Source organism: Geomonas sp. Red32, from assembly GCF_023652955.1.
Classification (GTDB): Bacteria; Desulfobacterota; Desulfuromonadia; order Geobacterales; family Geobacteraceae; genus Geomonas.
The window spans coordinates 95,847-121,788 of record NZ_JAKLOY010000001.1 but is presented as its reverse complement, the minus strand read 5'-3'; the positions used below and the strand labels follow the sequence as shown (position 1 = coordinate 121,788).

General features: G+C 62.4%; 26 protein-coding genes. 9 read left to right on the top strand and 17 right to left on the bottom strand.

The genetic code is table 11. The features are described from left to right. Position 1: 1 nt before the first annotated feature. The 6 genes from L4X63_RS00515 to L4X63_RS00490 form a co-directional block, all read right to left on the bottom strand. Positions 2-910, bottom strand: coding sequence for a 4Fe-4S dicluster domain-containing protein (locus L4X63_RS00515; RefSeq protein ID WP_250676634.1), 909 nt, complete (start codon positions 908-910; stop codon positions 2-4). Positions 911-958: 48 nt separating this feature from the next. Beyond that, complete coding sequence (locus L4X63_RS00510) at positions 959-1,477, bottom strand: cytochrome c3 family protein (RefSeq protein ID WP_250676633.1); 519 nt, start codon at positions 1,475-1,477, stop codon at positions 959-961. Positions 1,478-1,560: 83 nt separating this feature from the next. Further along, a complete protein-coding gene (locus L4X63_RS00505) occupies positions 1,561-1,734 on the bottom strand; it encodes a hypothetical protein (protein ID WP_250676632.1) in 174 nt (57 codons plus the stop codon). Positions 1,735-1,770: 36 nt separating this feature from the next. Next, positions 1,771-2,019, bottom strand: a complete 249-nt coding sequence (locus L4X63_RS00500; protein ID WP_250676631.1) for a hypothetical protein — start codon at positions 2,017-2,019, stop codon at positions 1,771-1,773. A 75-nt stretch (positions 2,020-2,094) separates the two neighbouring features. Beyond that, complete coding sequence (locus tag L4X63_RS00495) at positions 2,095-2,481, bottom strand: response regulator (RefSeq protein WP_250676630.1); 387 nt, start codon at positions 2,479-2,481, stop codon at positions 2,095-2,097. Positions 2,482-2,539: 58 nt separating this feature from the next. Continuing rightward, positions 2,540-2,770 carry a hypothetical protein gene (locus L4X63_RS00490; RefSeq protein ID WP_250676629.1) on the bottom strand — a complete coding sequence of 77 codons (231 nt, stop codon included), beginning with the start codon at positions 2,768-2,770 and terminating at the stop codon, positions 2,540-2,542. 545 nt (positions 2,771-3,315) lie between these two features. Between L4X63_RS00490 and L4X63_RS00485 the strand changes: the two genes are divergently transcribed. The 9 genes from L4X63_RS00485 to L4X63_RS00445 all read left to right on the top strand — a co-directional run bounded on the left by L4X63_RS00485 (position 3,316) and on the right by L4X63_RS00445 (position 12,736). Next, positions 3,316-4,728 (top strand): sigma-54-dependent transcriptional regulator, encoded by a 1,413-nt coding sequence (locus tag L4X63_RS00485; protein ID WP_250676628.1) that lies wholly within the window; start codon positions 3,316-3,318, stop codon positions 4,726-4,728. A gap of 234 nt (positions 4,729-4,962) precedes the next feature. After that, positions 4,963-7,314 (top strand): hybrid sensor histidine kinase/response regulator, encoded by a 2,352-nt coding sequence (locus L4X63_RS00480; RefSeq protein WP_250676627.1) that lies wholly within the window; start codon positions 4,963-4,965, stop codon positions 7,312-7,314. Further along, positions 7,289-8,695: a sigma-54-dependent transcriptional regulator gene (locus L4X63_RS00475; RefSeq protein ID WP_250676626.1), complete on the top strand. Its 1,407-nt coding sequence runs from the start codon at positions 7,289-7,291 to the stop codon at positions 8,693-8,695. Before L4X63_RS00480 ends, L4X63_RS00475 begins: the two co-directional genes overlap by 26 nt. A gap of 303 nt (positions 8,696-8,998) precedes the next feature. Beyond that, on the top strand, positions 8,999-9,139 hold the full coding sequence (locus tag L4X63_RS00470; protein ID WP_250676625.1) for a hypothetical protein: 141 nt from the start codon (positions 8,999-9,001) through the stop codon (positions 9,137-9,139). Between the two features lie 95 nt (positions 9,140-9,234). Further along, positions 9,235-9,504, top strand: a complete 270-nt coding sequence (locus L4X63_RS00465; RefSeq protein WP_250676624.1) for a hypothetical protein — start codon at positions 9,235-9,237, stop codon at positions 9,502-9,504. 34 nt (positions 9,505-9,538) lie between these two features. After that, a complete protein-coding gene (locus tag L4X63_RS00460) occupies positions 9,539-10,276 on the top strand; it encodes a DNA-binding transcriptional response regulator (protein WP_250676623.1) in 738 nt (245 codons plus the stop codon). Positions 10,277-10,308: 32 nt separating this feature from the next. Then, the gene (locus L4X63_RS00455; protein WP_250676622.1) at positions 10,309-11,397 is read left to right on the top strand and encodes a multiheme c-type cytochrome; all 1,089 of its coding nucleotides are present in this window, start codon (positions 10,309-10,311) and stop codon (positions 11,395-11,397) included. Further along, positions 11,397-12,152: a cytochrome b/b6 domain-containing protein gene (locus L4X63_RS00450; protein WP_250676621.1), complete on the top strand. Its 756-nt coding sequence runs from the start codon at positions 11,397-11,399 to the stop codon at positions 12,150-12,152. Before L4X63_RS00455 ends, L4X63_RS00450 begins: the two co-directional genes overlap by 1 nt. 35 nt (positions 12,153-12,187) lie before the next feature. Further along, entirely contained in the window at positions 12,188-12,736 is a 549-nt protein-coding gene (locus L4X63_RS00445) for a hypothetical protein (RefSeq protein ID WP_250676620.1), read from the top strand. Positions 12,737-12,838: 102 nt separating this feature from the next. Here L4X63_RS00445 and L4X63_RS00440 read toward each other — a convergent pair whose 3' ends face one another. The 11 genes from L4X63_RS00440 to L4X63_RS00390 form a co-directional block, all read right to left on the bottom strand. Next, positions 12,839-13,867 carry a c(7)-type cytochrome triheme domain-containing protein gene (locus L4X63_RS00440; protein WP_250676619.1) on the bottom strand — a complete coding sequence of 343 codons (1,029 nt, stop codon included), beginning with the start codon at positions 13,865-13,867 and terminating at the stop codon, positions 12,839-12,841. 337 nt (positions 13,868-14,204) lie between these two features. Further along, positions 14,205-15,155 carry an L-lactate dehydrogenase gene (locus tag L4X63_RS00435; RefSeq protein ID WP_250676618.1) on the bottom strand — a complete coding sequence of 317 codons (951 nt, stop codon included), beginning with the start codon at positions 15,153-15,155 and terminating at the stop codon, positions 14,205-14,207. After that, entirely contained in the window at positions 15,152-15,502 is a 351-nt protein-coding gene (locus L4X63_RS00430; RefSeq protein ID WP_250676617.1) for an STAS domain-containing protein, read from the bottom strand. The genes L4X63_RS00435 and L4X63_RS00430 overlap by 4 nt, the downstream gene beginning before the upstream one ends. 18 nt (positions 15,503-15,520) lie before the next feature. Continuing rightward, positions 15,521-16,510, bottom strand: coding sequence for an AEC family transporter (locus L4X63_RS00425; RefSeq protein ID WP_250676616.1), 990 nt, complete (start codon positions 16,508-16,510; stop codon positions 15,521-15,523). A 61-nt stretch (positions 16,511-16,571) separates the two neighbouring features. Beyond that, positions 16,572-17,579 (bottom strand): AEC family transporter, encoded by a 1,008-nt coding sequence (locus L4X63_RS00420; RefSeq protein ID WP_250676615.1) that lies wholly within the window; start codon positions 17,577-17,579, stop codon positions 16,572-16,574. A gap of 75 nt (positions 17,580-17,654) precedes the next feature. Next, positions 17,655-18,635 (bottom strand): ABC transporter substrate-binding protein, encoded by a 981-nt coding sequence (locus L4X63_RS00415; protein ID WP_250676614.1) that lies wholly within the window; start codon positions 18,633-18,635, stop codon positions 17,655-17,657. Beyond that, on the bottom strand, positions 18,625-19,950 hold the full coding sequence (locus L4X63_RS00410) for a PP2C family protein-serine/threonine phosphatase (protein WP_250676613.1): 1,326 nt from the start codon (positions 19,948-19,950) through the stop codon (positions 18,625-18,627). Before L4X63_RS00410 ends, L4X63_RS00415 begins: the two co-directional genes overlap by 11 nt. 35 nt (positions 19,951-19,985) lie before the next feature. Next, positions 19,986-20,393: an ATP-binding protein gene (locus L4X63_RS00405; protein WP_250676612.1), complete on the bottom strand. Its 408-nt coding sequence runs from the start codon at positions 20,391-20,393 to the stop codon at positions 19,986-19,988. Positions 20,394-20,516: 123 nt separating this feature from the next. Further along, positions 20,517-20,840 carry an STAS domain-containing protein gene (locus L4X63_RS00400; protein ID WP_250676611.1) on the bottom strand — a complete coding sequence of 108 codons (324 nt, stop codon included), beginning with the start codon at positions 20,838-20,840 and terminating at the stop codon, positions 20,517-20,519. A gap of 21 nt (positions 20,841-20,861) precedes the next feature. Then, positions 20,862-23,342 (bottom strand): HAMP domain-containing methyl-accepting chemotaxis protein, encoded by a 2,481-nt coding sequence (locus L4X63_RS00395; RefSeq protein WP_250676610.1) that lies wholly within the window; start codon positions 23,340-23,342, stop codon positions 20,862-20,864. Between the two features lie 120 nt (positions 23,343-23,462). Next, positions 23,463-25,940 carry a methyl-accepting chemotaxis protein gene (locus L4X63_RS00390; protein ID WP_250676609.1) on the bottom strand — a complete coding sequence of 826 codons (2,478 nt, stop codon included), beginning with the start codon at positions 25,938-25,940 and terminating at the stop codon, positions 23,463-23,465. Positions 25,941-25,942: the final 2 nt, after the last annotated feature.

Below are 25,942 nucleotides of genomic sequence, written 5' to 3'. Positions count from 1 at the left end.
GTTATCCCTCCTGCCCGGGTTCGTTATGGTGGCCGTGGTCATCGTGCCCCTCCTTCTTGGAGAGGAGGTGGATCCCCGAGAAGAGCGCCGGCCAGATGGAGAGCACCATCGGCACCATCCCGAGGAAGTCCTTCACGTTGGAGATGATCGGATCGTTGGAGAGGGTGGTGTCGAAGCCGATCTTGTCGAACGGTACCCGGGAGAGGTACATCCAGCTGGTCCCGCCGACCTCTTTTTCCCCGTAGACGTGGTCGTAGTAGCGCTCGGGGTTCTCCCTGATCCGCTCGTGGGCCAGCTTGACGAGGTCGGCGCGGTGGCCGAAGGTCAGGGCCTCCTGCGGGCAGATTTCGACGCAGGCGGGGGGCCTGCCGTTTTTGAGGCGGGTGTCGTAGCAGAGGATGCATTTCTTCACCACCGGGTTGGTCGCGCTTTCGTAGCTGTAGCCCGGGACGTTGAACGGGCAGGCGATCATGCAGTTTCGGCATCCCACGCAGATCTTCGGGTTGTAGATGACCGCCCCTTCCTTGGTCTTCGTGTAGGCGTTGACGAAGCAGGAGGTGAGGCAGGCCGGCTCGTTGCAGTGGTTGCACTGGATCTTGCGGTAGACCGGACCTTCCGACGCCTTCTTCTCGTACTCGTTTACGACGGTGTAGGCGGTGGAGGTCGGGCGCCGGTTCTCTTCGAAGACCGATTTGTCGGTGAAGGAGGTCTCCGGCTCGGGAAGGTTCTGCTCCTTGTTGCAGGCGGCTTCGCAGCTGCGGCAGCCGATGCAGCGGGTGGTATCGACCAGGACTCCCATCGCCTCGGGATATCCCTCGAACGAGCCGCTCGCCCACCCCTTGTTGGTCTTGCCCAGCGTGATGGTTGCTCCGCCTATGACGCACGCTTTCAGGAAATTTCTACGTTTCATCGCGGTTTCCTCCGGAATAGATGATGGACTTGCGGGCTAGCCTAAGGGTTATTCGCTCTTGGCATGTTTGGCGGCCGGGCCGCGGGCCTGCTTGTCGGCGTTGTAAAAGGCGTCACCATCCTTGGTGCGCGGATGGCACTCCTGGCAGCCGACCGGCCCCTGGGAGCGCTTGCTGTGACACCCGATGCAGTTTTCATGCATGGCCCCCTTGAGCCCGATCTTGTCGAGGTGGTAGCGCCCCTTGGCCTCGCGCTTTTCGGCCAGGGTGGCGGGGCTGAACGGGGTGGAGGAGTGGCATCCCTTGCAGGAGACCACCGCGGTCGGGCTGGAGTTCGCGTGGCATCTCACGCAGTTGGGATCGGTCACCAGGGTGCCGGTGGTGTGGTGGTGGCAGTCGGAGCACTCCTTGATGAGCGAGATGTGCTTCGCGTGATCGAAGCTGAATGGCTTGTAGAGCTTGCCGTTCTGGTTGAGGGTGACGCTGTCCGGCAACGACGTGGACCATGCCTGGGTCGCCATCAGGGACAGCGCGAGGGCGGCGAGTATGAAGGTTCTGAAAGAGGGCATGTCGTTCTCCTGAGGTGCGGGGGGCGGTCGGCGCCCCCCAGCCCTTGGTAATGGGTCGCATGAAAGAGGTGTTCAGATGACCGTCAGTGCTGCGACGGGGCAGTCTTCTCGTCCTGCTCGCGCTTGTGGAGGTAGCGGTAGAACACCGGGAACCCGATGAAGAAGGCGACGCAGATCAGGTATTCGACACCTTTTATGTACTGGTAGAAGTCAACCAGGGTGAAGACTTCCTTGAATTGTCCGATTTGGTCGAGCATGGCCTTACTCCTTTATCCTGAGAGTGGGTTGGCTAATCAGTGTCCCCTTACCCGGCTGGCTGCCTTCTCCTGTTCCTTGGTGACCCCTTTGAGCATCCCGTAGAGGGTCATCATGGCCGGGATCAGCTGGACCACCAGCACGAGGGCGCAGAAGCCCAGGAAGATGAAGATGCCGATCTTGCTGATGAAGACCTTGTTGGTGGAGGCGGCGTGGGCGTTGATGGTCCACATGAGGGTGATGAGAGCCGCGTTCACTGCCACTGGGAGCCTCGATGTCGTTTTCATGGTGTTCCTCCTTGGTGTCCTTTTGGTGTTGTTTCTCGCCTATTGTTCAGCTCATTGCTGTCGTCGGTCTGGTGGTCAGGTCGGCTGCAGCCGTACGCTCTCGAAGGCGCACTGCACCGCCTGTCTGATCTCCTCCCGGTCCTCGGCGTCTACCGGCTTGAGGGCGTGGTAGAAGATCCCCTCGGTTCTCAGCTTCCTGATGAGCGGCAGCGAAGTGTCGGCTGCGACCAGGATGATGGTCAGTTTGCGGTTGCACTGCTTCAGGAGCGGGATCAACTCGGCGGCGGTCAGTTCGTCGAACTTGGTTCCCAGAAGCACCACCTGGGCGGTCTTCTTGAGGATCCCGGAGAGAGCGCTTTCCACCGAGTTCGTTACGATCACGTTGTAGCCAAACTCTATGAACATGGAGGCCATCTGTTTGCGGCAGTCCATGTCTTCATCCACGATGAGTAGTCCTTGCATAGCTTTGCCCTCATGCTGGTGGTACCCGTCGCCTTGGCGTTGGCCGGGGCGCTTATCCCTACTTGCCTCCGACGACCTCCTTCTCCCGTCTTTCGGAGGAGAAGATCCCTTTCAGCATCCCGACGAAGAGGGAGAGGCCGGGTACCATTTGGAACAGAATGATGAGCACCGCGAACGCGATGAAAAACGTAGTGAGGAGCCCCATCCCTTCGTGATTCTCCCCTCCGGAGGCGAGGGCCTGGGTGGCGGTGATGACCAGCGATAGTGCCGTTGCAGATAAGGTTTTCATGGTGTTCTCCTTTTTCGGCAGCATTAGCGTCATCTGATGGCAGATATATCGTTTGTAACCTTTAATAGCATCGAGCGTGCCATCGGGCGCTGTTATTGGTAACATGTTGAAAATAAAGGAGTTTAATGCCTTGGTGAAACCGCCGGCACCCCCCGCCCTGTATACCGCCGCTATACAGTCTGCCGGTCCTGCCTGTTCGTGGAAGGGGGAAAATAATCAGTAAAAGCAAGATATTGCAAAGCAGACACTGTCTGTGCCGAGTGTATGGGGAGGACATACACCCGTTTATTGTGACGGTGAACCCGGTAAGCAGCTGAAGTTGGGTCTTTGTTCAGGCAGGGTTTTGGGGTATTACTTATTGGTGAATTTGCTGTGAAGCCATTTTCATGACTTTTGGTTGACAATGGTGTCGTTGTGAGACATAGTGAAGCAGCATAATTGCGCCCTACGGCTGACCCGCTGTCTCATCCCGGGAGGCATGAGACAAAAGGTGGCACTGCAATGGATCTCACTGGCATCTTTCAATGCGCTAAGAGGGTCGGGCTATGAACATCCTTGTAGTCGATGATGAAGCTGTTATTAGGGAGGGACTCACACGCATCCTGGAAGGCGATTCCTTTGCCGTCGAAGTGGCCAAGAACGGGCACACCGCCATAGAGATTTTGCAGCAAAGAGAGTTCGACCTTATCATCACTGACTTGAAGATGCCGGGTATGAGCGGATTCGAGGTACTGAATGCGGTCAAGATCCTGCAGCCGGACAAACCGGTCATCATGATCACCGGCTTCGCCACCGTGGAGACCGCGGTCGACGCCATGAAAAACGGCGCCGTCGACTACATCGTGAAACCGTTCGCCCCCGACCAGATCCTGGAGAAGGTGCACCGGGCCCTGGAACAGAAGAAGAACTCCCCCGACGACATCTACATACGCAAGGAGATCGACTGCCACCACGGCTTCGACCAGTTCGTGGGAGAAAGCCGCGAGATGCAGAAGGTCTACCATCGCATCATCCAGGTCGCGGCCACTGACAGCACGGTCTTGATCACCGGGGAGAGCGGGACCGGCAAGGAGCTCGCCGCCCGTGCCATCCACAAGAACAGCTCCCGCCGCGATCAGCCGTTTGTGGCGGTGGATTGCACCGCCCTGGCCGAGAACCTCCTGGAGAGCGAGCTCTTTGGACACGTGAAGGGCTCCTTCACCGGCGCCGTACAGACCAAGATGGGACTTCTCATGGTCGCCGACGGCGGCACCCTCTTCCTGGACGAGGTGTCCAACATCAGCCTCTCCACCCAGGCGAAGCTCCTGCGGGTACTCCAGGAGCGCCAGGTGACCCCGATCGGCGGGACCCAGCCGGTGGCGTTCAACATCCGCCTGGTCGCCGCCACCAACAAAAATCTCAAGCCGATGATCGCGGACGGCAAATTCCGCGAGGACCTCTACTTCCGCCTCAACATCATCCCCCTCGACCTTCCCCCCCTGCGCGAGCGCAAGGGTGATCTCCCGCTTCTCATCCGCCATTTCTTCAACAAGTTCGTCCAGGAGGTCGGCAAAGACCTCAAAGGGTTCGCCCCCGACGCCATGGAGTTCCTCGAGAATTACGCCTACCCCGGCAACGTGCGGGAGCTGGTCAACACCATCGAGCGGGCCGTGGTGCTCGCCGAAGGGAGCGTTGTCCAGAAAGAGAACCTGGAGCTGGCCGAGGCGGCGGAAGGCGCCCCCGGTTTCGACGGTTATGTCCCCACCACCGCCGAGGACTTGAAGGAGATGAAACGCCAGATACGCGACCGCTCGGTCGAAAGCGTGGAGAAGGCCTTCGTCATGAACGCGCTCAAACGAAGCAACTGGAACATCTCCCGGGCCGCCGAGGAGACCGGTATGCTCCGTCCCAATTTCCAAACCATGCTCAAACGGCTCGGGATCTCGGTGAAGGATTACTTCGAGAAAGGGGTCAACTGACCTCCTCATCCGATCTAGCCCCTCACGGGTATGCTTCACCCCTTCTCTCCGCGGCGGCTTCATCTCCGGCGCGAAGAGGCATCTCCGTAAGGCGAGGGGGGAGGCACCTGCCAGCGAAGGAGCCCCCCCAGGGAGCGTTCCAAGGGTGCCTGTGCGTCCCGTACCCGGCGGGGCTGTCAGAGCTTTTCTCTTCGTTGTCAGCCGGTTGCCATGCCGTGGCGAGAGGAGGGAATCATGAATGCCAGGCAGTTGAACAGAAGGCTCACCCCTCTCAATATCAGCATCATCTATGCGGTGATCGGGGTCGCCTGGGGGGCGGTCTTCTGTCTCTTCCCGGTCGCCATCGCCAATCCCGGCGATCTCGCCAAGGTAACTGCCGAGACCGCCAGCCATACCCTGTTCATCTTCGCCACCGCCGCTCTCCTCTTTTTCCTCATCAGGCGCTCGGATAGCGAGACCTCCCGCGGCAGGGAATCGCTCTCGCGGGTCAACCGGGCCCTGAAGACCTTCAGCGGCTGCAACCAGGCCATGGTGCGCGCCACCGACGAGCTGCAGCTTATGAAGGAGATCTGCAGAACCATCGTCGAGATCGGCGGTTACAAGGTCGCCTGGGTGGGGATGGCGGAGCACGACAGCTGGAAGAAGGTCCGGCCGGTGGCCCAGTGGGGGGATCAGGATGCCTACCTCACGAGCCTCGACATGAGCTGGGCCGATATCGACCGGGGGCGGGGCCCGACCGGGACCGCCATCCGGACCGGCACCACCCGCATCGTCCAGAACATCCTCTACGACCCTTCCTGGGCACTGTGGCGCGAGGAGGGGATCAAGCACGGCTTCGCCTCTTCTATCTCGCTTCCGCTGACCAGCGACGGCCACCCGCTGGGCGCACTGGTGATCTTCGCCGCCGAGAAACGGGCCTTCGGCAAGGAGGAGGTCAAGCTCCTGGAGGAACTGGCCCAGGATCTCTCCTTCGGGATCTCCACCCTCAGGATGAACGCCGAGCGGCGCGTCGTGGAGAAGGAGAAAAAGATGCTCGCCTCGGTGGTCGAGCAGTCGATGGAAGGGATCATCCTGCTCGACCCGGACGGCACCATCAAGTACGTGAACCCCGCCATCCGGAGCATCACCGGGCCTATCCCGGACGAGATGGTGGGAAAGAAGATCAATACTCTCGGAGAGGAGCGGCAGACGGGGGCGTTTTTCAGCGCCATCTGGACGGCACTCTGCAACGGCTACCAGCGGACCGGAAACTTCATCCAGAAGGGTGAGGGTGGGGACCTCTACGAGATCGACGCCCGGCTCTGGTCCATCCTGGACGCCAGCGGCGCGGTGTCGAACCATGCCGTGCTGATCCGGGACGTCACCCACGAGGTACACCTGGAGCGCCAACTCCGGCAGGCCCAGCGGATGGAAGCCATCGCCACCCTGGCCGGCGGGATCGCCCACGACTTCAACAATCACCTGGCCTCGATCATCACCTGCACCGAGCTCGCCCTGGACGATATTCCGGAGGAGAGCTCGCTTAAGGAACTTATGGAGGTGGTGCTGAAGTCGAGCCACCGGGGGAGAAAGCTCGTCCGGCAGATACTCACCTTCTGCTGCCAAGGCGAGCAGGAGCGCCAGCCGGTGGAGGTTGCCCCCATCCTCAACGAGTGCCTGAACCTCCTGAGAGGATCGTTTTCCAGCTCCATCTCGGTCCGCACCAAGATCGCCGACCCCCTGGGGCTCATCATGGGGGACCCGACCCAGATCCACCAGATCATCATGAACCTCACCACCAACGCGATCCACGCCATGGGGCAGAAGGGGGGGACGCTGGAGGTGGCCCTCGAGAACGTCGGTCTCGATACCGCCGCCGCTACCGGCGGGCCCGACCTCCCGTCGGGGTGCTATCTCAAGCTGACCATCAAGGATACCGGGCACGGCATGGCCCCGGCGGTCATGGAACGGATCTTCGATCCCTTCTTCACCACCAAGGGTAAGACGGAGGGGACCGGTTTGGGGCTCTCGGTGGTCCACGGCATCGTGAGAAACCACGGCGGGGCGATTACCGTCAGCAGCCGCCCCGGCGAAGGATCGACTTTCGAGGTGTTCCTCCCTCGCATCGGCGAACCGGGGGTGGCGGAGCCGGCGGTAAAGGCGCCCGCTCTGGCCCTTTCGGGAGGGGAACGGATCCTCTTTGTCGACGACGAGGAGGAGGTGGCCTTCTCGGCGAAGAAGATGCTCGAGAGGATGGGGTACCGGGTAACCGTGGGACGGGACGGCCTGGAAGGGCTTAAGCTCTTCAAGGCGCGGGCGGACGAGTTCGACCTGGTGATCACGGATCAGACCATGCCGGGGATGACCGGCACCGAGTTGACCCGGGAAGTGATCTCCATCCGGCCCGATATCCCCGTCATCCTCTGCACGGGGCTGGGCCCTGCCGCCGAAAAGGCGCTGCAGCGGGCCGGCGAGGAGTTGGAAGGTATCCGGGAGGTGGCCCACAAGCCGCTCGACCGGGAGGAAATGGCGGCGGCTATCCGCCGGGCTCTCACGCGGCCACAGGAAGGGCAAGGAGAACATGGCGCGCATTCTGATCATCGATGACGAGGAAACGATTTGCCAGTCGATGTCCCTGGTCGGGAAACGGGCCGGGCACGAGGCGGTCTGCGAGCGGACCCTGAAGGATGGGCTGGTGCGGGTGGCGGAAGAGTTCGACCTGGTCCTGCTCGACGTCCGGTTGCCCGATGGCAACGGCCTTGACGTCCTTCCCCGTATTGCCCAGGCCCCCTCGCGACCCGAAGTCATCATCATGACCGGTTTCGGCGACCCGCGGGGAGCCGAGCTCGCCATCGGGCACGGCGCCTGGGATTACATCGAGAAAGGGGCCTCCGTCAAGGACATCACCCTGGCACTCACCCGCGCCCTGGAGTACCGCAAGCAGAAGAAGCAGGCGGCCGCCGCGGGGGTCGTGGCGCTCAAACGGGAAAACATCATCGGCAACAGCGCCCGCCTCAACGGCTGCCTCGACTTGGTGGCCAAGGCGGCGGGAAGCGACGCAGGCGTGCTGATCCTGGGAGAAACAGGCACCGGCAAGGAGCTCTTCGCGCGCGCGGTGCATCTCAACAGCAAGAGGGCCGGCCGCCAGTTCGTGGTGGCTGACTGTGCAAGCCTCCCGGAGACCCTGGTGGAAAGCCTTCTCTTCGGTCACGAGAAAGGAGCCTTCACCGGCGCCGAGCGGGCCCGGGAGGGGCTGGTAGGGGAGGCGAACGGGGGGACCCTCTTCCTCGACGAGATCGGGGAACTTCCCCATGCCGCCCAGAAAGCATTTCTACGGGTACTACAGGAGCGGCGTTTCCGCCCGGTGGGAAGCAATCGGGAGGTGGAGAGCGACTTCCGCCTGGTGGCGGCCACCAACCGTAATCTGGACGAGATGGTGGAATCGGGAACCTTCCGCGGCGATCTCTTGTTCAGGCTCAGCACCTTCGTCATCGAGCTTCCTCCGTTGAGGGAGAGGCTGGACGACATCAAGGACCTGGCCCGCTTCTACATGGACCGCTTCTGTGAACGGTACGGTCTTTCCCCGAAAGGGAGCTGCCCGGAATTCATGGAAACCCTCCTCGCTTACCCCTGGCCGGGAAACGTCCGTGAGTTCATCAATACCATCGAGAGAAGCGTGCTGGCGGCCCGGGACGAGCCAATACTCTTCGCCCAGCACCTGCCGACTCACATCCGGGTCCAAGTTGCCCAGGAGGAGGTGCGTCGGCACCATGACCGGGACTCCTCCATTGCGCCCCCTCCGCTTCCTCCCTCGGAGCTTCCGAAGCTCAACGAGTTCCGCGAGAACGTCTACGCCGACGCGGAGAAACGCTACCTGAGCGACCTCATGTCGCTGACCGGCCACGACATTGCCGAAGCGTGCCGTCTCTCCGGTCTATCTCAGTCGCGCCTCTACGCCCTCCTCAAGTCCCACCAGCTTACCCGCTAGCCGCTCCCGCGAGCACCCTGGTCCCCCGCCCCACTCTCAGTCCACTCGCCAACCTCGACGCGATCCTTAATGCATCCGGCAGCGCCTCCCCGACTCTCCAGCTCTTTCCCCAACCTCCTCAACTCCCAACCTCCTCGACTCCTCCACTCCTCCACTCCTCCACTCCTCCACTCCTCCACTCCTCCACTCCTCCACTCCTCCACTCCTCCACTCCTCCACTCCTCGTCCCCGCGCACCCCACTTTGCCTTCCTTCCTTTTTTCCTGAGCGGCAGGAATCGTTCTTGCCCGGCAGGAAAGAAGGGTTGGTCGCACTCGAGGGATGGTTTCCGCCGCAAGTTATTGAAAATACGCTGATGACGCTGTGGCCGCACTCCATCGGCACTCTTCTTTCGCGAGAAAAGGGGACTTTCCCTGCTGAGAATGAAATTGGTGTAACCGGCTGATATGTTAGTCGTTTTTGTGATATTGGCAAGTTGGCATCATGATTGCTCTTTAATGGTTGACCCACCGGAAAAAATACAATCGCAAGGAGAGCGTCATGAAAACCAAAAGCGAAAACACCCTGGCATCGCGTGTCTCGAGTTGGTCCATCATCAGTCTGGTCGTCGCCGGTACCTTCCTCATCGCCGGAGTAGCCGACCTCTCCGCGGCGAGCGGCGTTATGGCCAAACTCTTCCTATTCTTCCTGGCTGCCGTCATCGTGGTCCAGGTCATCCCGGGCATCATGCTTCTCGGCGCCATGTTGAAAGGGATCTACGGCATGGTCGGCAAAAAAGCGAAGGTGGCTGTCGGCGAGGAGAAGAAGTAGCCTCAAAGTCTGCCGCAACGGTGCGAGGTGAAGTATGGACGAGCGAGGAATCCTGATAGCGGACAAAGATGGTAAGTACCGTCGGCAACTCGCGGACTTCTTCCAGAAGGCCGGCTATGCAGTAGAAACCACCGATTCGGCCGTCCACGTCCTGTGCAGCATCCTGGAGAAGCAGACCCCCGTCCTGCTGCTCAGTAGCGACTTCGACAAGAAGGTCTCCTCACGGGACCTGATCCATCTGCTCAAGAAGTGCAACCGCCACCTGAACGTCATCATGGTCTCCGATGAGATGCCGCTGGCCGAGGCACGCCAGGTACGCAACGAGGGTATCTTCTACCACGCCCTCAGACCCTCGTCGCCGGACGACACCGCTGAACTGAGTCAGGCCGTGGAGTGCGCCTTCGGGAAGAAGCAGCACGAGGCGGGGGCACTCCCGGAGGCGAGCCACAGCAGCCAGGCCGCTCCCGAACCGGGGATCGACGCAGAACTGGAAGAGGGAATGAGCCGTGAGGAGGGGAGACATCCGGTGACCAGCGCGTGGTGGCTGACAGCTTTGGCCGCCCTGGTCGTGGCAACCAGTTTTCTTTCGCTGACCGCGGCCCAGAGGGCCTCCGAGGAAGGGAGCAGCACCGCCATCTGGCTTTTCCTCGGCTTCTGCGGCTTGATCATCGTGACGCAGGTACTGCCTATATTCGGAATCAAGCTCCCCTCCCGCTTCAGGAAAGGGGTGCCTAGGGAAAGAGACAATACCAACGGAGAGCAATCCCGCTAGCCGGGGGAACTCGGGAGCAAAGGAGGGTCCACGTGAAAAAAGAGCGCGTAAACTTCATCACCCTGCCCATCGTAATCATGGCGCTCGCGGCCTTTGCGGGGCTGTGTGCGGCGGGAGAGAACGCAGCCGGCTATTCCTACGGGGATTCAGCCGCCAGGAACGAGGCCTGTCTTGTCTGTCATGCCGACGCCGCCAAGGTCAAGCCGGCCTTCTTCGTGGACAGGGCCAGGTACGCTCACACCACCCATGCAAACATCAGCTGCCCTACCTGCCATGGCGGCTCCGCCGTCACCCATCCTGCGGCCGGTGCGGCGAAGGCTGACTGCCGGGCATGCCACCAGGCCGAAAGCGAGGAGTACGCCTCCGGGATTCACGCCGGCAAGACCGGCTGCGCCGGGTGTCACAACCCCCACAAGGTCAAGACACCGGTCGAGATATCCGGGGAGGAGATCAACAAGATCTGCTCGGGATGTCACAACGGCTTCGAAATGACCGCCAAGCACAGCGAATGGCTCCCCCAGGCGGACCTCCACCTGAGAATGCTTCCCTGCATCACCTGCCACACGGCGTCACCTGACTACTACTTAAGCCTCTACGTGGTGAAGGGGAAAGATGGCTCCCGTTTCGGCCGGCCGGAACTGGCGACCTATGACGATCTCAAGAGACTCGCCGGGGGCAAAGATGTCGTTTCCCTCATCGACACCAATGGGGACCGCACCATCTCCATCGACGAGTTGCGCGCCTTCAACAAGGATGCGTCCCACCGGTTTCTGAGGCTGCAGGGGATGATGACGCCGGAGGTCGCCAGCCACAAGTTCGAGATCCTGGATGACCGCCGCAACTGCACCTTCTGCCACGCCTCGGGTACGCCCCACATGCAGAAGAGCTATCTCTCGCTCCCCCAGGCGGGCGGCACCTTCCAGCGGATCGCCGTCCAAAGGGGACCCGTGCTGGACGTCGTGTACAGCACCCCCGATTTCTACCTGATGGGATCGACCAAGAGCTCCCGGATGAACGTCGTCGGGTTGGCCATTATCTGCGGTGGATTGATCATGCCGGTCGGGCACGGTACGCTGCGCTTCCTGACCCGCAAGAATAGAAAAGAAGAGGAGGAACCGTGATGAAAGAGAAAATACGGATATACCTGCAGCCGATACCGGTGAGGATCTGGCACTGGATTAATGCCTTCGGCATCATCACGCTGATAGTCACCGGAACCCAGATCCGTTTTCCGGAAACCGTCCAGATCCTGGGGAGCTATCGCAACGCCATCCACGTCCACAATGTCGCCGGCGTGATCGTCTCCGTCTCGTTCTCGTTCTGGTTCTTCTACTACAAGATGGTCAAACACAGTCTGGACCGTCTCTACATCCCGAACGAGGAGGACCTGAAGCACGGCATCGTTCGCCAGCTCATGTTCTACTGCTTCTGGTATTTCCTCGGGAGGCCGAGTCCCTTCCACGCCACTCCGGAGGAGAAGTTCAACCCCATGCAGAAGTCTGCCTACCTCGCCGTGATGTTCGTCCTCATGCCGCTGGTCGGGCTGACCGGGATCCTGCTCATGAACGTCACCCCGCTGCGGGTGCTGATCCTCGCCTGGGGGGGGCTGAAGGTGATCGACGGGCTCCACTTCCTGCTGGCCTGCTCGCTCTGTGCCTTCCTCTTCACCCATGTCTACCTGGCGACGCTGGGCGCCACCCCGATGGCCTACATCAAACCGATGCTCACCGGGTGGGAGGAGCTCCCCAAACACGACGACCACCACGGCCCGAGCGAGGACGATGCGCTGGCTCCTCCCGGCTACCGCCCGGTCCGCCACTACCCCGAATACTGCGGCGGGCCACGCCACGGCGGAGGGGGACACCTGCCAGGATAGCAGCCACTGATGCGGTACGGTAAAGGAGGCACGCCATGTTAGGACACCTGATAGAGCAGCTTCGACCTAAGAGTGCCGTTCACCATGTGCGTTCGATATATGAGCCGGTCCACGAGACCACCTGCGAGCGGATGGAAGAGCAACTGGACGCCCTCCATGCTCTTTCCCGCCGTGGCCTGTGGGGGATCGTCCTCTTCATGGCGGTGAGCGCGGCCGCCCTTTACGGCAGTTCCTCGGGGCTCTTCAGCCTGATCCCGGCGGAGGTGCGGGAGATGGTTGGGGAAGGGCCGCCACCGGCCGCCCTTTATCTGGTGCTGGCGGTATCGTGGCTCTCCTCCTTTGTCCTCATCATCGGGCGCCGGGGAGGGGACGGCCAACCGGGGTACTGCTGGTACAACGTCGGCCTTCCGACCGTCTTCTATCCCCTCGCTATCTTCACGCAAGAGGCGGCTACTCTCTTCCCGGTGGTTTTCGTGGCTGGCCTGATTCTGTTACTGCTGGAGCACTTCACGGTGACAAGCTACGCCTCCCGGGCCATCCGCGAGACGACCGCCAGGCTTGAGCGGATCCGCAAGTTCCAATGATCCCCATCCTTCCTTTCGCACGACGCCCTCTCCCGGATCGGGAGGGGGCGTTTTTTGTGGAGCGGCTGTGGCTACCCCGTTCGATCCCTTCCAGAAATCCCGCTATCCTTTCTCATCCCCCGGAGTGGAGGCCGCCCGGCTATCCTTGATGTGACAGGAGTCGCAGTTGCCCGAGACCGAGAAGGCCTTCTGGCCGTCGTGGCACAGGCCACAGGACTTGGCGCGGTGCATCTCTGACATGGTCACCGGCCTTGCCTTGGTGGAAAGCGGGAAGGTGCCGGTGTGGCAGGCGCTGCACTTGTACTTGGCCAGGTGCTTGTCGTGATCGAACTTGGCGTTGGAGATGCTGGCCAGCTTGAAGGTGATCTCCTTGGTGGGGTGGCACTTGCTGCACTGGGCAACCGCGAAGGCGTCCCGCGAGTTGTGGCAGGCGCCGCACGACTTACCCTTCTCCATGGCGGCCATGCTGACGTGCCTGCTCGATCCCAGCGGGTAGATCCTGGTGTGGCAGGCGCTGCAGCTGTACTTCTCCACGTGCCGGGCATGGCTGAAAACGGTGGGGCCGGTTTCCTTGATCTTGAAGACCACCTGCTTGGGCGACGGATGGCAGCTGCCGCACTTCTCGATGCTGAAGGCCTTGGTCCCGTTGTGGCAGGCGCCGCACGACTTCCCGTGTTCCATCTCCGCCATGCTGACCGATTTGTTGGGGCCGGTGTTGAAGAGCTTGTTGTGGCAGGAGTTGCACTGCATGCTCTTTAAATGGCTGTTGTGGCTGAAGCGGACCGGGCCGGTTTCCTTCACCTGGAAGGTGATCTCCTTGACCTTGTGGCAGCCGGTGCACTTGGCAAGGGCGAAGGCTTTCTGGCCGGTATGGCACCTGCCGCACGACTTTCCTTTTTCCATGTCGGCCATGGTGAAGTGGACACCCGGCTTGGCGGCGATGTCATGGCACGATTTGCAGCTGACGTTGCGGCTCTTCAGCTCCTTTTTCTTCAGGTGCTTTTCGTGGCTGAAGACCACCTTTCCGCCACCGTTGGTGTTGAAGGTGACGTCCTTCAGTTCCAGGGCGTGGGCCCCGGAAATCCCGCAGGTAAGCACAGCCAGGATCACGATGCTCAATGGCAGTCTCATGGTTTCTCCTCCCGATCGGTTTTTACTCCGGAAAATAAATGAATGGTCGTGCCCCCTCTCCCCGGAGGGGAAGCGGGACAACGGCCTCGATATGGTCCCCTTTCCTCGGTTAGCATTTGCCGTGCCTTAAATTAGTAAAAATTGTACTTTTCGCTAAGTGTCTGGTTTTGAAAGGATTGATGCTGGCCGCCCGGCGTCTTCAATGCTCCTTGCGACCGGCTGGTGTATAGGCTGGGTATACAGGGGAAAGGGAGGGAGGATGGGTGGGGGGTGGCCAAGAGCCGCATCTGCCGCAGATTCGGCGGGTTCGGCCACCCCGGGGGGCTGTATAGAAAAGTTATACGCCGGATGCACCACCGGCCGGCCCATCTTCACCGACCGAGGCGAGCACCCCCTTGAGGATGGCGGCCGAGCGGAGGAGTTTGTCCCGTTCGTCATCGGCGAGTTGAGGTTTCAGTACCCGCTCGATCCCCCGTTTCCCCACGACGGCCGGCATGCTGAGGCAGACGTCGCCGATGCCGTAGAAATCGTTGACCAGGGTGGAGACGGTCAGCACCTCCTTCTTGTCGAGCAGGATCGCCTCCACCGCCCGGGCTACCGACATGGCGGTGGCGTACTGGGTGCTGTCCTTGGTGACCCGGACCATGGCCGCGCCGCGCCTGGTGATATCGAAGATGTCCTCCATCTCCTGCTGGTCGTAGCCCGGGAACTCCGCCAGCGGGATCCCGCAGATCGAGGCCCGCGACCAGAGCGGAATCATCGAATCGCCGTGTTCCCCGATGATCAACCCCTGGACGTTGGCAGGGTGGACGTTGAAATGCCGGCTCAGAAACGACTGGAAACGCTGGCAATCGAGCACTGTCCCCGATCCGATGATCCGCTGCCAGGGGAGCCCCGAATAACGCAGCGCGAGCCAGGTGTTCACGTCGACCGGGTTGGTGACCACCAGGAAGATGGCGTCCCGGTTATGCTCCAGGATGCTCGGGATGAGCTCCCGGAAGATGGCCGCATTGGCGGCGACGATCTCCAGGCGCGACTGTCCCTTGACGGTGGCCGCGCCCGCCGTTACCACCACGACCTCGGCCCCTTCGCAGGCGCGGTAGTCGCCGGAATAGATCTTCACCGAATGCGACGCCGAGGCGAGGGCATGGGTCATGTCAAGCGCCTCGCCGAAGGCCTTCTCCCGGGTCCTGTTGACGATGGCGATCTCGGAGACGAACCCCTTGATGAGGAGCGTGTAGGCGAGGGTGGTCCCGATGTGTCCCGCGCCGATGATGGCGACCTTCATGGCATGCCTCCCGCGGTCAAAAGCCTCTGCGCCTCCTCCCTGGTGGCGGTCGCCGGGATCATGGTATTGAACCCGGACATGGTCATCAGGTCCTCCACGAAGGGGTGCAGCCGCGCCAGCACGATCTCCCCCCCGAGCGCCCTGACCATCTTGGTCATCACCAGCAGCACCCGTAAGCCGCCGCTCGAGACGTAGTCCACCTCGCTCATCTCCACGATGAAGCGGCAGCTTTCGGGAGTAAGAGCCTGCTGGAAGCGATCCTGGAGAAGCGGGGCGGTGCTCGCGTCGAGCCTGCCGGAAAGCGAGATGACCTGGTGGTCCTGCTGCTGCTGTAAGGAGATCTGCATCTGCCCACCTCCTGGCCGTTATGCGGCGATGAACTGGTTAATGAAATGGAGCGTCAAGGGGATGGTTATCAACCCCGCGAGCGTCCCCAGCGCCACCATGGAGGCGGCCTTTTGGGGACAGTTGTTGAACTTCACGTTGAGGAGATACGCCATGACCGGTCCGGGCATGGCGGCGTTGAGGATGATGATCGCCTCGGTGGTGCGGTACCCCATGGTGACGAGCGGGTCCGGACCGGCGCCGGCCGGGATCCAGCCGAGCTTGCGGTAGCAGATGACCACGCCGAAAGCGAGCAGCGGCCCGAGCACGACCCGCAGGAAGGCTCCGGTGGCGTCGTCTTTGAGGGTGGTCAGCTTGGTGGTCACGCTCATGGAGTAGCCGAGATTGACGATCAGCAGCGGAATCGCGGCGTAGGCGAGGAGATCGCTCACCTTGCAGACGATGGCGTACCCCTGCATGAGCGTTTCGGGGACCGGGAGAGTCGTGGTGGCCGCCAGCACACCGAGGAGGGTGGCGTAAAGGGCGGGGATCTTGAGGAACTGCCGGAGGTCGGTCTGGCCGCTCACCAGGTAGACGCCGTAGGAATAGAGGACGAGGATGTTCATCATGTGGAAGAGGATGGCCTTGGCGAGGCCGTCGTTGCCGAAGAGGAGCAGCGCGATCGGCAGCGAGATGTTCCCCGTGTTCATGAAGATGATGGGGAGGCAGTAGCCGTTCTCCCTGACCCCGGCCCGGCGCTTGAAGAAGAAGGCGATGGGGGTCATGACCGCGATGAGGAGAAAGGCCGCCCCCCCGATCAGGGCGAACTCTACGAAGTCGAAGGACCTCTTGTGGAGCGACGAGAAGACCAGGCAGGGGGTGAAGAAATAGTAGACCATGTTGGAGATGGTCTTCTGGTTCAACTCCCGCCGGCGGTCCATCTTCCCCAGCAGCACCCCGAGCAGGGCGATGGTGAAGGAGGGAAGCACGGCGCGGACGACCATCAGCGTTTCAGGCGAGATAATGGGCATGGATTGTTCTCGACTCCTCCGGGAAAGGGCACGTGTTGGCCTTCGATGGGTGAAGCGGTCCCTAGTGCGGGAATATGTAGATATCGATGATAAAAACCACCGTGATGACGGTGACGGTGCTCCCCACGACGCTGACCAGGAAGGTGCCGCTTTCCGCCTCGGAAGCGATGAGCCCCTCGCCTGCCTCCATCCGGAGGGCGTGATGTGACGACGGCATGGATGCCCCCAGCATCAGGAGCGCCTCGGTGGTGCGCCGGTCGATGAAGGTAAGGATGTCGTACCCCTTTTCCATGCTGAGCCATCCACCGTGACGGTAGAGGTAGACGACGGCAAGCCCCAGCAGCGGCCCGCCGACGATCCGCAGGAGCCCCCCGGCAATCCCCTTGCGCAGGGCCGATAACTTGATGAGCCCCAGCGGGTAGCCGAAATTGATGAGCAAAAGCGGCAGCGCGCCCAGCCCGGCGATCTGTATCCCCTTTTCCATCAGCCAGCCCAGTTCCAGGACATTATCGGAGGCGGGCACCGGTAACGAGGCGGTCCCGATCGCCAGCGCCACCGCATAGGGGAACGGGACCTTGAAAAAGGAGGGGAGGTTGCTGCTTCCCTTCACGAGGTGAGCTCCCAGGGTGTGGAGCAGCAGGAGGACGAACAGGTGGAAATAGATGGCCTTCACCAGCCCCTCGTTGCCGAACAGGACGTAAGCCAGAGGGAGGAGGATGGTGCCGCTGCTCATGAAAATGGTGGCCAGATGGTTCCAGCCGGCTCCGCCCCTGCCGTCTCCCACCAGGTAGATGGCGGCCACGGTCGACAAAGAGACCATCACCGCAACCGCCACTCCTATCTGCAGCAGCTCGTCCAGGTCGAACGGGTGCCGGTGCAGGGCGGAAAACACCAGGCAGGGGAGGAAAACGTAGTCGATCAGTTTGATCAGGGTAGCCTGGTGCCTGAACTCGTCCAGTTTGCCGACCAGGACGCCGATGGCGACCACCAGGACCGTCGGGATATACCCGCGCAGTATCATGAGCATTTCGGTCGCGTTGATGGAGAAGAATCCGGTATCGGTCACCATGGCCCCCTTGCTGCGAAGTCCCCCCTCGAATAGGGACGACGGATGCGGTCCCGCGTGCTCCTGGCGATGCGTTCCCTAGCGAACCACCGCCGCCATCGACAGTAGCTGCAACGGGAAGATGATGCCCAGCCGGTCCGCGGTCCGGAGGTTTATGCAGAGATGGAGCGTCCGCACGGTCTGCGAGGGAACCTCGGCCGGCCGCTTCCCGCCCAAAACTTCCAGGGCGTTCCGGGCCGCCAGCTGCCCGAGTTCGTAGTAGTCGGGCCCCAGGGAGATCAGGGCGCCGTTTTCGCTCACCATCTCCGGTATCATGGCGATGGTCGGGATCCGGTGTTCGTTGAGCGAGGACACGATGGCCCCCGCGTTGGCCTTCACGAAGGAGTCCGCGGGAAGAAGGACCGCGTCGACCTTGGCGCTCACCCCGAGCCCGATGGCCCCCGAAATCGATTCCCGGTCCCGCACTGGCATGTCGAAGATCCGGAAGCCGTACTTCTTCTGGAGCTTCTCGACTTCTCCCCTCTGGATCAGCGAGGCGGGATCCTGATCGTTGTAGATGAGCCCGAGCTTGCGGATGCTCATCACCAGCGTGAGGGCCCTGAAGGCGCTTTCGGTGGCGACGATGTTCGAGGCGCCGGTCACGTTGTTCCCGGAGTCGCCCCAGCTCCTGATGATCCCCGCCTCGACGGGGCGCTGGACGACGTTGTAGACGATCGGGACGCCCTTGATCCTCTCCATGGCCGATTGGGTGGCCATGGTGCCGAAGGTATAGATGAGGTCGTACTGGGAGGGATCGATGACCGCCATGATCTCCCGCAGCCGCTCCTGGCTCTGCCCCGCGTTGAAGGTCCGGCAGCGCACCAGGAAATCGCGCGATGCGTGGATGGTGTCCCGGAATCCCTGCTCGGAAGGGGTTTCCCCCCGGAAGAGGATCATCGCCACCCTGCGCACCTTCCGGTCGGCTCCCGGGGCGTGGGCGGCGGTCAGGCAGAAGAGCGCCGCCAGCACGAGCACGATGGCGAGCCTCACCCTGCCGGGACCGAAGAAGCTAGGCCTCACGGGACACCCCCCTGAACTTGAGTGCCAGCATGGTGACGTCGTCGGACTGGGGCGCGCCGCCGGCGTGCTCGTCCACCCGGGTACGTATCGCCTGCACCATGGCCGCCAGATCGCCCACCTCTCCCCCGTTGAGCGCCTCCAGCAGCCTTTTTTCTCCGTACAGTTCACCCGCGGGGTTCTTCGCCTCGGTGATGCCGTCGGTGTAGAGGAAGAGGAGGTCGTTGGCCCCAAGGGTGACCCTCTCCATCGTGTAGCTGCTGTCCGGCATGGGGCCGAGCACGAACCCCGCCCGGATCTTCAGGAACTCGAACCCGCGCCCGGTCCGGTAGAGGAGGGGGGGATTGTGGCCGGCGTTGGAGAAGCGGACCTCGCCGCTGGCGGTGTCGAGCAGGGCGCAGAAGACGGTGACGAACATGCAGCTGTCGTTGTCGGCCAGGAGGTTGTTGACCCGGAACAGGATCTCGTCCGGCCCAAGGCCGCGCAGCGCCTCGGTCTTGAGAAGGGTCTTCGCCACCATCATGTAGAGGGCGGCCGGCACCCCCTTGTCCGAGACGTCCGCGATGAGAAAGCAGAGGGTCTTGTCGTCGACGAAGAAGAAGTCGTAGAAGTCCCCCCCCACCTCCTTGGCCGGGTCCATGTGGGCGAAGATGTCGAATTCCTTGCGGGCCGGAAACGGTGGGAACAGCCTCGGCAGCAGGCTCGCCTGGATGTCGGTCGCCACCTTGAGCTCGCCCTGGATCCTTTCCTTGGCGGCGGTGGTCTCGGTCAGGGTCCGGACGTACTCCCGGAGGCTGCCGGTCATCTTGTTGAAGGTCTCGGCCAGGGCCTCGATTTCGTCCCCGGTGTGTACCTCTATCCGGTAATCGAGATTGCCGTCGCCGATCACCTTCGCCCCGGCATCGAGCACGAGGATCGGGTCGGTGATGACGCGCGCGAGCTCCCGGGCGACCAGGTAGACCGCGGTGATGGCGGCGAAGAAGAGCAGGATCAGGACGACCATCAGCCTTCTCATCCCGAGGGCGAGCTGGGAGATGACGGTGACGAAGGCGGTTTCGGTAGGAACGGCAGGTGCGTCCCCCCCTTCGGCCGGCGCGCTGCAGGCGTGGACGGCAAAGTCCTCGATCTGGCTGATGCCGTGCAGCGAGATCACCGTGAAACAGAGCAGCGATAAAACGGAGACCCCGAGGAGAGCCCGCAGGATGCGTCCCCTGATGTTCCCCTTAGGGATGACGACCGGGAACAGGGCCGGTAGCCCCCGCAGGGCCCGCAGAATCATCCTCCCGATACTTGGTGCGCCGAACGGCTTGGTCAGCATGGCTCACTCTCCGGTTCGAACCTCTCACCCTCGCTTCAGGCCGCCCCGTTCGGGGTACGGTTCATGACGAAGATGTTGCGGTTGACGTCATGGGCCCGCTCGTAGCGGAAGGCGTCGACGCTCTTGAGAACGAGGAAGATGCCGAGGCCGCCTATGGCACGCTCCTCCAGGGGGAGGTTCAAGTCATCTTCGGCGGGAAGGCGGTGGCTCAAGGGATCGAAGGGAAGGCCGCCGTCTTCCAAGACGACGGTCAGGGAATCGTCGGTCAAGGCCACGCTGACCGTCACCACCCCGCTTATTCCCGCTTCCTCGTGGCCGTGGGTGACGATGTTGGTGGCGATCTCGTCCACCGCCAGGCGCAGACCGTAGGCCGCCTTGGCGGCGAGCTTTGCCTCGGCGGTTGCCCGGACGACGTAGCTCCCGAGCTTTTCGAGCGAATCCAATTTTGCGGGGAGGCTTAACGGCTCCATCGGATACCCCTGCAGAAAGCGCCCCGGGTCACCGGCTGCGGCGGGAGGCGCTTGGGCGGTGGAAAAGAACGGTGGAATTGACGGTGGCGCGGCTGGTCACGAGTCGGCGAAGGTGTCCTGGATATGGACGCCGTGGTGGAATCCGGTCATCTCGAGGGTGCCCAGCACGGGGCCTTGGCTGCCGACCACGTAGATATCGACGTCGGCCCCCATCTTCCGCCGGGCGAAGATGAGCAGCTGCAGGCCGGCACTGGCCAGAAACTCCAGCTTCTCCATGAAAAGGACCAGCTTTCCGGCCTCCTGGGCCGCGGCCTGCTCGATGACCTCCCGGAAACGGGGGGCCGAGGCGGCGTCCAGCGAGCCGGCCAGGGTGATTCTCGCCACCCCCTGCGCCATCTGCAATTGGGCCTCGAATGCCATGGGGTTCTCCCTTCTTGAGCCCTAACTCAGCGTGAACTGACCCACGAGCTTTTCCTGTTCCTCGGCCAGCCGCGACAGCTGGAGGGCCGAACTGGCCGATTCCTGAGCGCTCCTGGCCGTTTCCTGGACCACCTCGTTGATGTTCTGGATGTTGTTGCTGATCTCCCCGGTGGTGGCGGTCTGCTGTTCGGCGGCGGTGGCGATCTGGTTCACCTGCATGGCGACCGCGCTGATCTGCTGAAGGATCTCCTCCAGCGCGCTCCCCGATTTCGACGCCTCGACGGTACCTTGCTCCACCCGGATCACTCCGGACTCCATCACCTTCATCGCCCCCTTGGTCTGCTGCTGGACCGATTTGATCATGGCGGCGATCTCGCGGGTGGCGCTCCCGGTTTTCTCGGCCAGTGCCCGCACCTCGTCGGCCACCACCGCGAAGCCGCGCCCGTGCTCGCCGGCGCGCGCCGCCTCGATGGCGGCGTTGAGGGCCAGCAGGTTGGTCTGGTCGGCGATGTCGTTGATGGTCTTCACGATGGCGCCAATCTGCTCCGATTGGCTGCCGAGGTTCCCGATGGTGACCGCCGACTCCCTCACATTCTCGGCGATCAGGTTCATCCCCTCCACGGTCTGCTTGACCACTTCGGCGCCGGTGATGGCCGCGTCGTTGGCCTGCTGGGAGCCGGTCGCCGCCTGGGTGCAGTTGAGGGCGATCTCGCTCGAGGTGGCCGCCATCTGTTCGCTGGCGGTGGCGACGGTGGCGGCCTGCTCGGCGACCCGGGCGGCCCCCGAGGCCATCATGTCGGAGGCGTTGGAGAGGAGGGCCGAGGCCGAAGCGACCTGGCGGGTGTTGTGGGTGACTCGGGAGATGACCTCGTGGAAGTGGATCACGATGTTATTGATGCTGTCGCAGATCTCGCCGATCTCGTCGCGGGTCTTGAGCTCGATCCTCCTCGTCAGGTTGCCGTTGGCGATGTCGGCGGTGACCAGCTTGGCGTGCCCGAGCGGTTTGGTGATCGAGGAGATGATCCTCAAGCTGATGATGAGCGAGACCAGCGCCACTCCGAAGGAGACCCCGATCATCACCATCGACAAAAGCGAAGCGTTGTCCACCGCCTGGCGGACGCCGGTCAGGATCTGCTGCTGGTTCTCGCCGATGCTCTTCACCTGCTCTTCGCTTCGCTGGGCCTGCTCCCGCGAGATCCCCCGGGCCGACTCCAGGGCCTTGTGCATGGCCTGGTTGCTCTTGATCACGTTCAGCTTGGTGGCCTCGATCTTCTGGATGGAGGAACCGGCCCGCCGGATGGTCCCCGATACCTCGGCGATGCTCCTGGCGAGTTCCTTCTGGCCGTTTTGCAGCAGGATTCCCCGCGCCACGGAGACGTTGGCCTCGATCCTCCGCTGGGCCTGCCCTAGGGTGGCTGCCAAACCCGCCACCTCCTGCTCGGCCGTGCAGAGCATGATCTGGCGCACCCCGGCGTTCAGCTCCTTGACGTCGACGCTGATGCCGCTTCCCGCCTCCATCACCGTGCTGGCGGCATTTTGGAAGCCGAGCGAGGAGACCACCTTGTTGCGGTCCTTCACGATCTGCAGCTCGAGGGCGTCGATGGTGTTGAAGATCTTCTTGCTGTTCTCCTCCAGCGGCCTCATGATCTCCGCCCGCTTGGCGGCGTACTGCTCCGTCTCGGTCTTCTCCGGGGTGCTGAGGATTTCCAGCCTCAGCGCCACCAGCCCCCCCTCATCGGAAGCGATCCGGTTGAGGATGTCGAGCGCCACCCCCCGCACCTCTTTGATGGCCGGATTGTCCCCGGCCCCGGCCTCGATATTGCGGGTCAGCTCCACGGTGTTCTTGATGCGCTCCTTGAGGGGGGCGATCTTGAACTTGTTCTTCACGAGCTCGAGGTCGCTCAGGATGATGTTGATGTCCTTCAGGCGGCTTTGCAGGGTGAGGAGCTTCTTGATGCTGCTGTTGACCTGGAGGTTGGCCGACTGGGAGGAGTTGATGGCGGAGAGGGCGTTGCTCCCCATCTTGCTGATGCTTTTACGCATCGCGCCGACGCTGCTCTCCGCCTTTTGGAGCTCTGTGTTCACCGAGGCGATCTCGTTCTTGAAGAGCGACATGTCCTTCAGGCGCTGGCTGGCGACTCGCACCACCGTTTTCTCGATCTCCTTCAGAACGCCGGTGTCGACCCCGCTCGAGGCAGCCCCCCCCGCCACGATCTCCTCGTTGAGCGTCTCCATGCGCTGGATCCGTTCGGTGATGGTCTGGGAAAGCTTGTTTACCTCGCCCGGTTCCGTGGTCATCTCCAGCCGCATGAAGTCGGCGGAAACCTTCTCCACCGTCTGCTGCAGTTCCAGCATCTTCAAATGCAGCGGTGTCGATTTCCCGGTCAGGATCTCGATGCTCGATTTGACCTTGGTGATGGAGAAGAGCCCTATCCCGGCGATCACGGCAATGCCGACGATGGTCAGTACGACGTTTCCCAGCAACTTGCTCTTGACTGTCATGGACCGCTCCCACCTCGTACGGGGTTCCCTGAGGTCCGGGGTGGGCGTAAGCCGCCTCCCCTTTGGTGCAGGGTCGTGTTATGAGCCTCCTGCAAAGTGACGGGACTGGGGCCAGGTAACCTAGAGCGTGAACTGTCCCACGAGCTTTTGCTGCTCCTCGGCCAGCTGGGATAGCTGCAGGGCGGAGCCGGCCGATTCCTGTGCGCTCCTGGCGGTTTCCTGGACCACCTCGTTGATGTTCTGGATGTTGGCGCTGATCTCCCCGGTGGTGGCCGTCTGCTCCTCCGCCGCGGTGGCGATCTGACCGACCTGGGAGGCGACCGAGCTGATCTGCTGCAGGATCTCCGCCAGCGCGGTCCCCGACTTGGCCGCCTCCACGGTTCCCCCCTCCACCTGGGTCACCCCGGCCTCCATCACCTTCATCGCCCCTTTGGTCTGCTGCTGGACCGACTTGATCATGGCCCCGATCTCGCGCGTCGCATCCGCGGTCTTCTCGGCCAGCGCCCGCACCTCGTCGGCCACCACCGCGAAGCCGCGCCCCCCCTCGCCGGCCCGGGCCGCCTCGATGGCCGCGTTGAGGGCCAGCAGGTTGGTCTGGTCCGCGATGTCGTTGATGGTCTTGACGATGGCCCCGATCTGCTCCGACTGGCTGCCGAGGTTGCCGATGGTGACCGCGGACTCGCGGACGTTGTCGGCGATCAGGTTCATTCCCCGCACGGTCTCCTTGACCACCGAGGCGCCAGTGATGGCGGCGTCGTTGGCCTGCTGGGAGCCGGCCGCGGCCTGGGTGCAGTTGAGGGCGATCTCGTTGGAGGTGGCGGCCATCTCTTCGCTGGCGGTGGCCACCGTGGCCGCCTGCTCGGCCACCCGCGACGCACCCGAGGCCATCTGCTCGGAGACGCGGGAGAGGCTGGCCGAGGCCGAGGCGACCTGCTGCGTGTTGTGGGAGACCCGCGAGATCACCTCGTGGAAGTTCGCCACCATGTTGTTGATGCTGTGGCAGATCTCGCTGATCTCGTCGTTGCAGCGGGGCGCGATCCGCTTGGTGAGGTTGCCCGCGGCGATCTCGGCGGTGACCAGCTTGGCGTGCCCCAGCGGCTTGGTGATGGAAGAGATGATCCTCAGGCTGATGATGAGCGAGACGAGCGCTACCCCGATGGAGACCCCGATCATCACGATCGATAAAAGCGAGGCGTTTTCCACCGCCCGGCGGACGCCGGTCAGGATCTGCTGCTGATTCTCGCCGATGCTTTTGACCTGCTCCTCGCTTTTTTGCGCCTGCTCTTTGGATATGCCGCGCGCAGAATCGAGGGCCTTCTGCATGGCAAGGTTGCTCCTGATCACGCTGAGCTTGGTCGCTTCGATGTTCCGGATCGAGGCGGCGGCCCGGCGTATGGTGCCGGAGACCTCGGCGATACTTCCGGCGAGTTCCTTCTGCCCGCTTTGCACCAGGAGCCCGCGTGCCATCGCGACGTTCGATTCGACCCGCTGCTGGGCCTGGGCAAGCAGGGAGGAGACGCCCGCCACCTCCTGCTCGGAACTGCAGAGCATGATCTGGCGCACCCCGGCGTTCAGTTCCTTGACGTCCACGCTGATGCTGCTGCCGGCCTCCATCACTCTGCTGGCCGCGTTCTGGAAGCCGAGCGAGGAGACCACCTGGTTGCGGTCCTTCTTGATCTGCAGCTCGAGGGTGTCGATGGTGTTGAAGATCTTCCTGCTGTTCTCCTCGAGGGGGTTCATGATCTCGGCCCGCTTGGCCGCGTACTGTTCCGTCTCGGTCTTTTCGGGGGTATTCAGAATGGCGAGCCGCAACGCCATCAGCCCCCCCTCTTCGGCGCCGATCCGGTTGAGGATATCGATGGCGACTCCCTTGACCTCCTTGATGGCCGGGTTGTCGCCGTTTTCGACCTCGATGGTGCGGGTGATTTCCACCGTATTCTTGAGACGCTCCTTGAGCGGACCGATCTTGAACTTGTTCTTGACGAGCTCCAGGTCGCTCAGGATGATGTCGATGTCCTTCAGGCGGCTTTGCAGGGTCAGGAGCTTCTTGATGCTGTTGTTCACCTGGAGGTTGGCGGCCTGCGAGGAGTTGATGGCCGACAGGGCATTGCTCCCCATTTTGCTGATGCTCTTGCGCATGCCGGTTACGCTCGCCTCGGCCTTCCGCAACTCGCCGTTGACCGAGGCGATCTCGCTTTTGAAGAGGTTCATGTCCTTGAGTCTTTGGGAGGCGACCTGCACCACGGTCCTCTCGATCTCCCGCAGCACCTTGGTGTCGACCCCGCTGGAAGCGGCCCCCCCCGCGACGATCTCCTCGTTGAGGGTCTCCATCCTCTGGATCCTGCTGGTGATGGTTTCCGAGAGTTTGGCCACCTCCGAGGGCTCGGTGGTCATCTCCAGGCGCATGAAATCGGCGGAGACCTTCTCCACGGTCTGCTGCAGTTCAAGCATCTTCAAATGCAGCGGCGTCGACTTCCCGGTCAGGATCTCGATGCTCGCCTTGACCTTCGAGATGGAGAACAACCCGATCCCGGCGATCACCGCGATGCCGATGATGGTCAGGGCCAGGTTGCCGAGCAGTTTGGTTTTGACGGTCATCG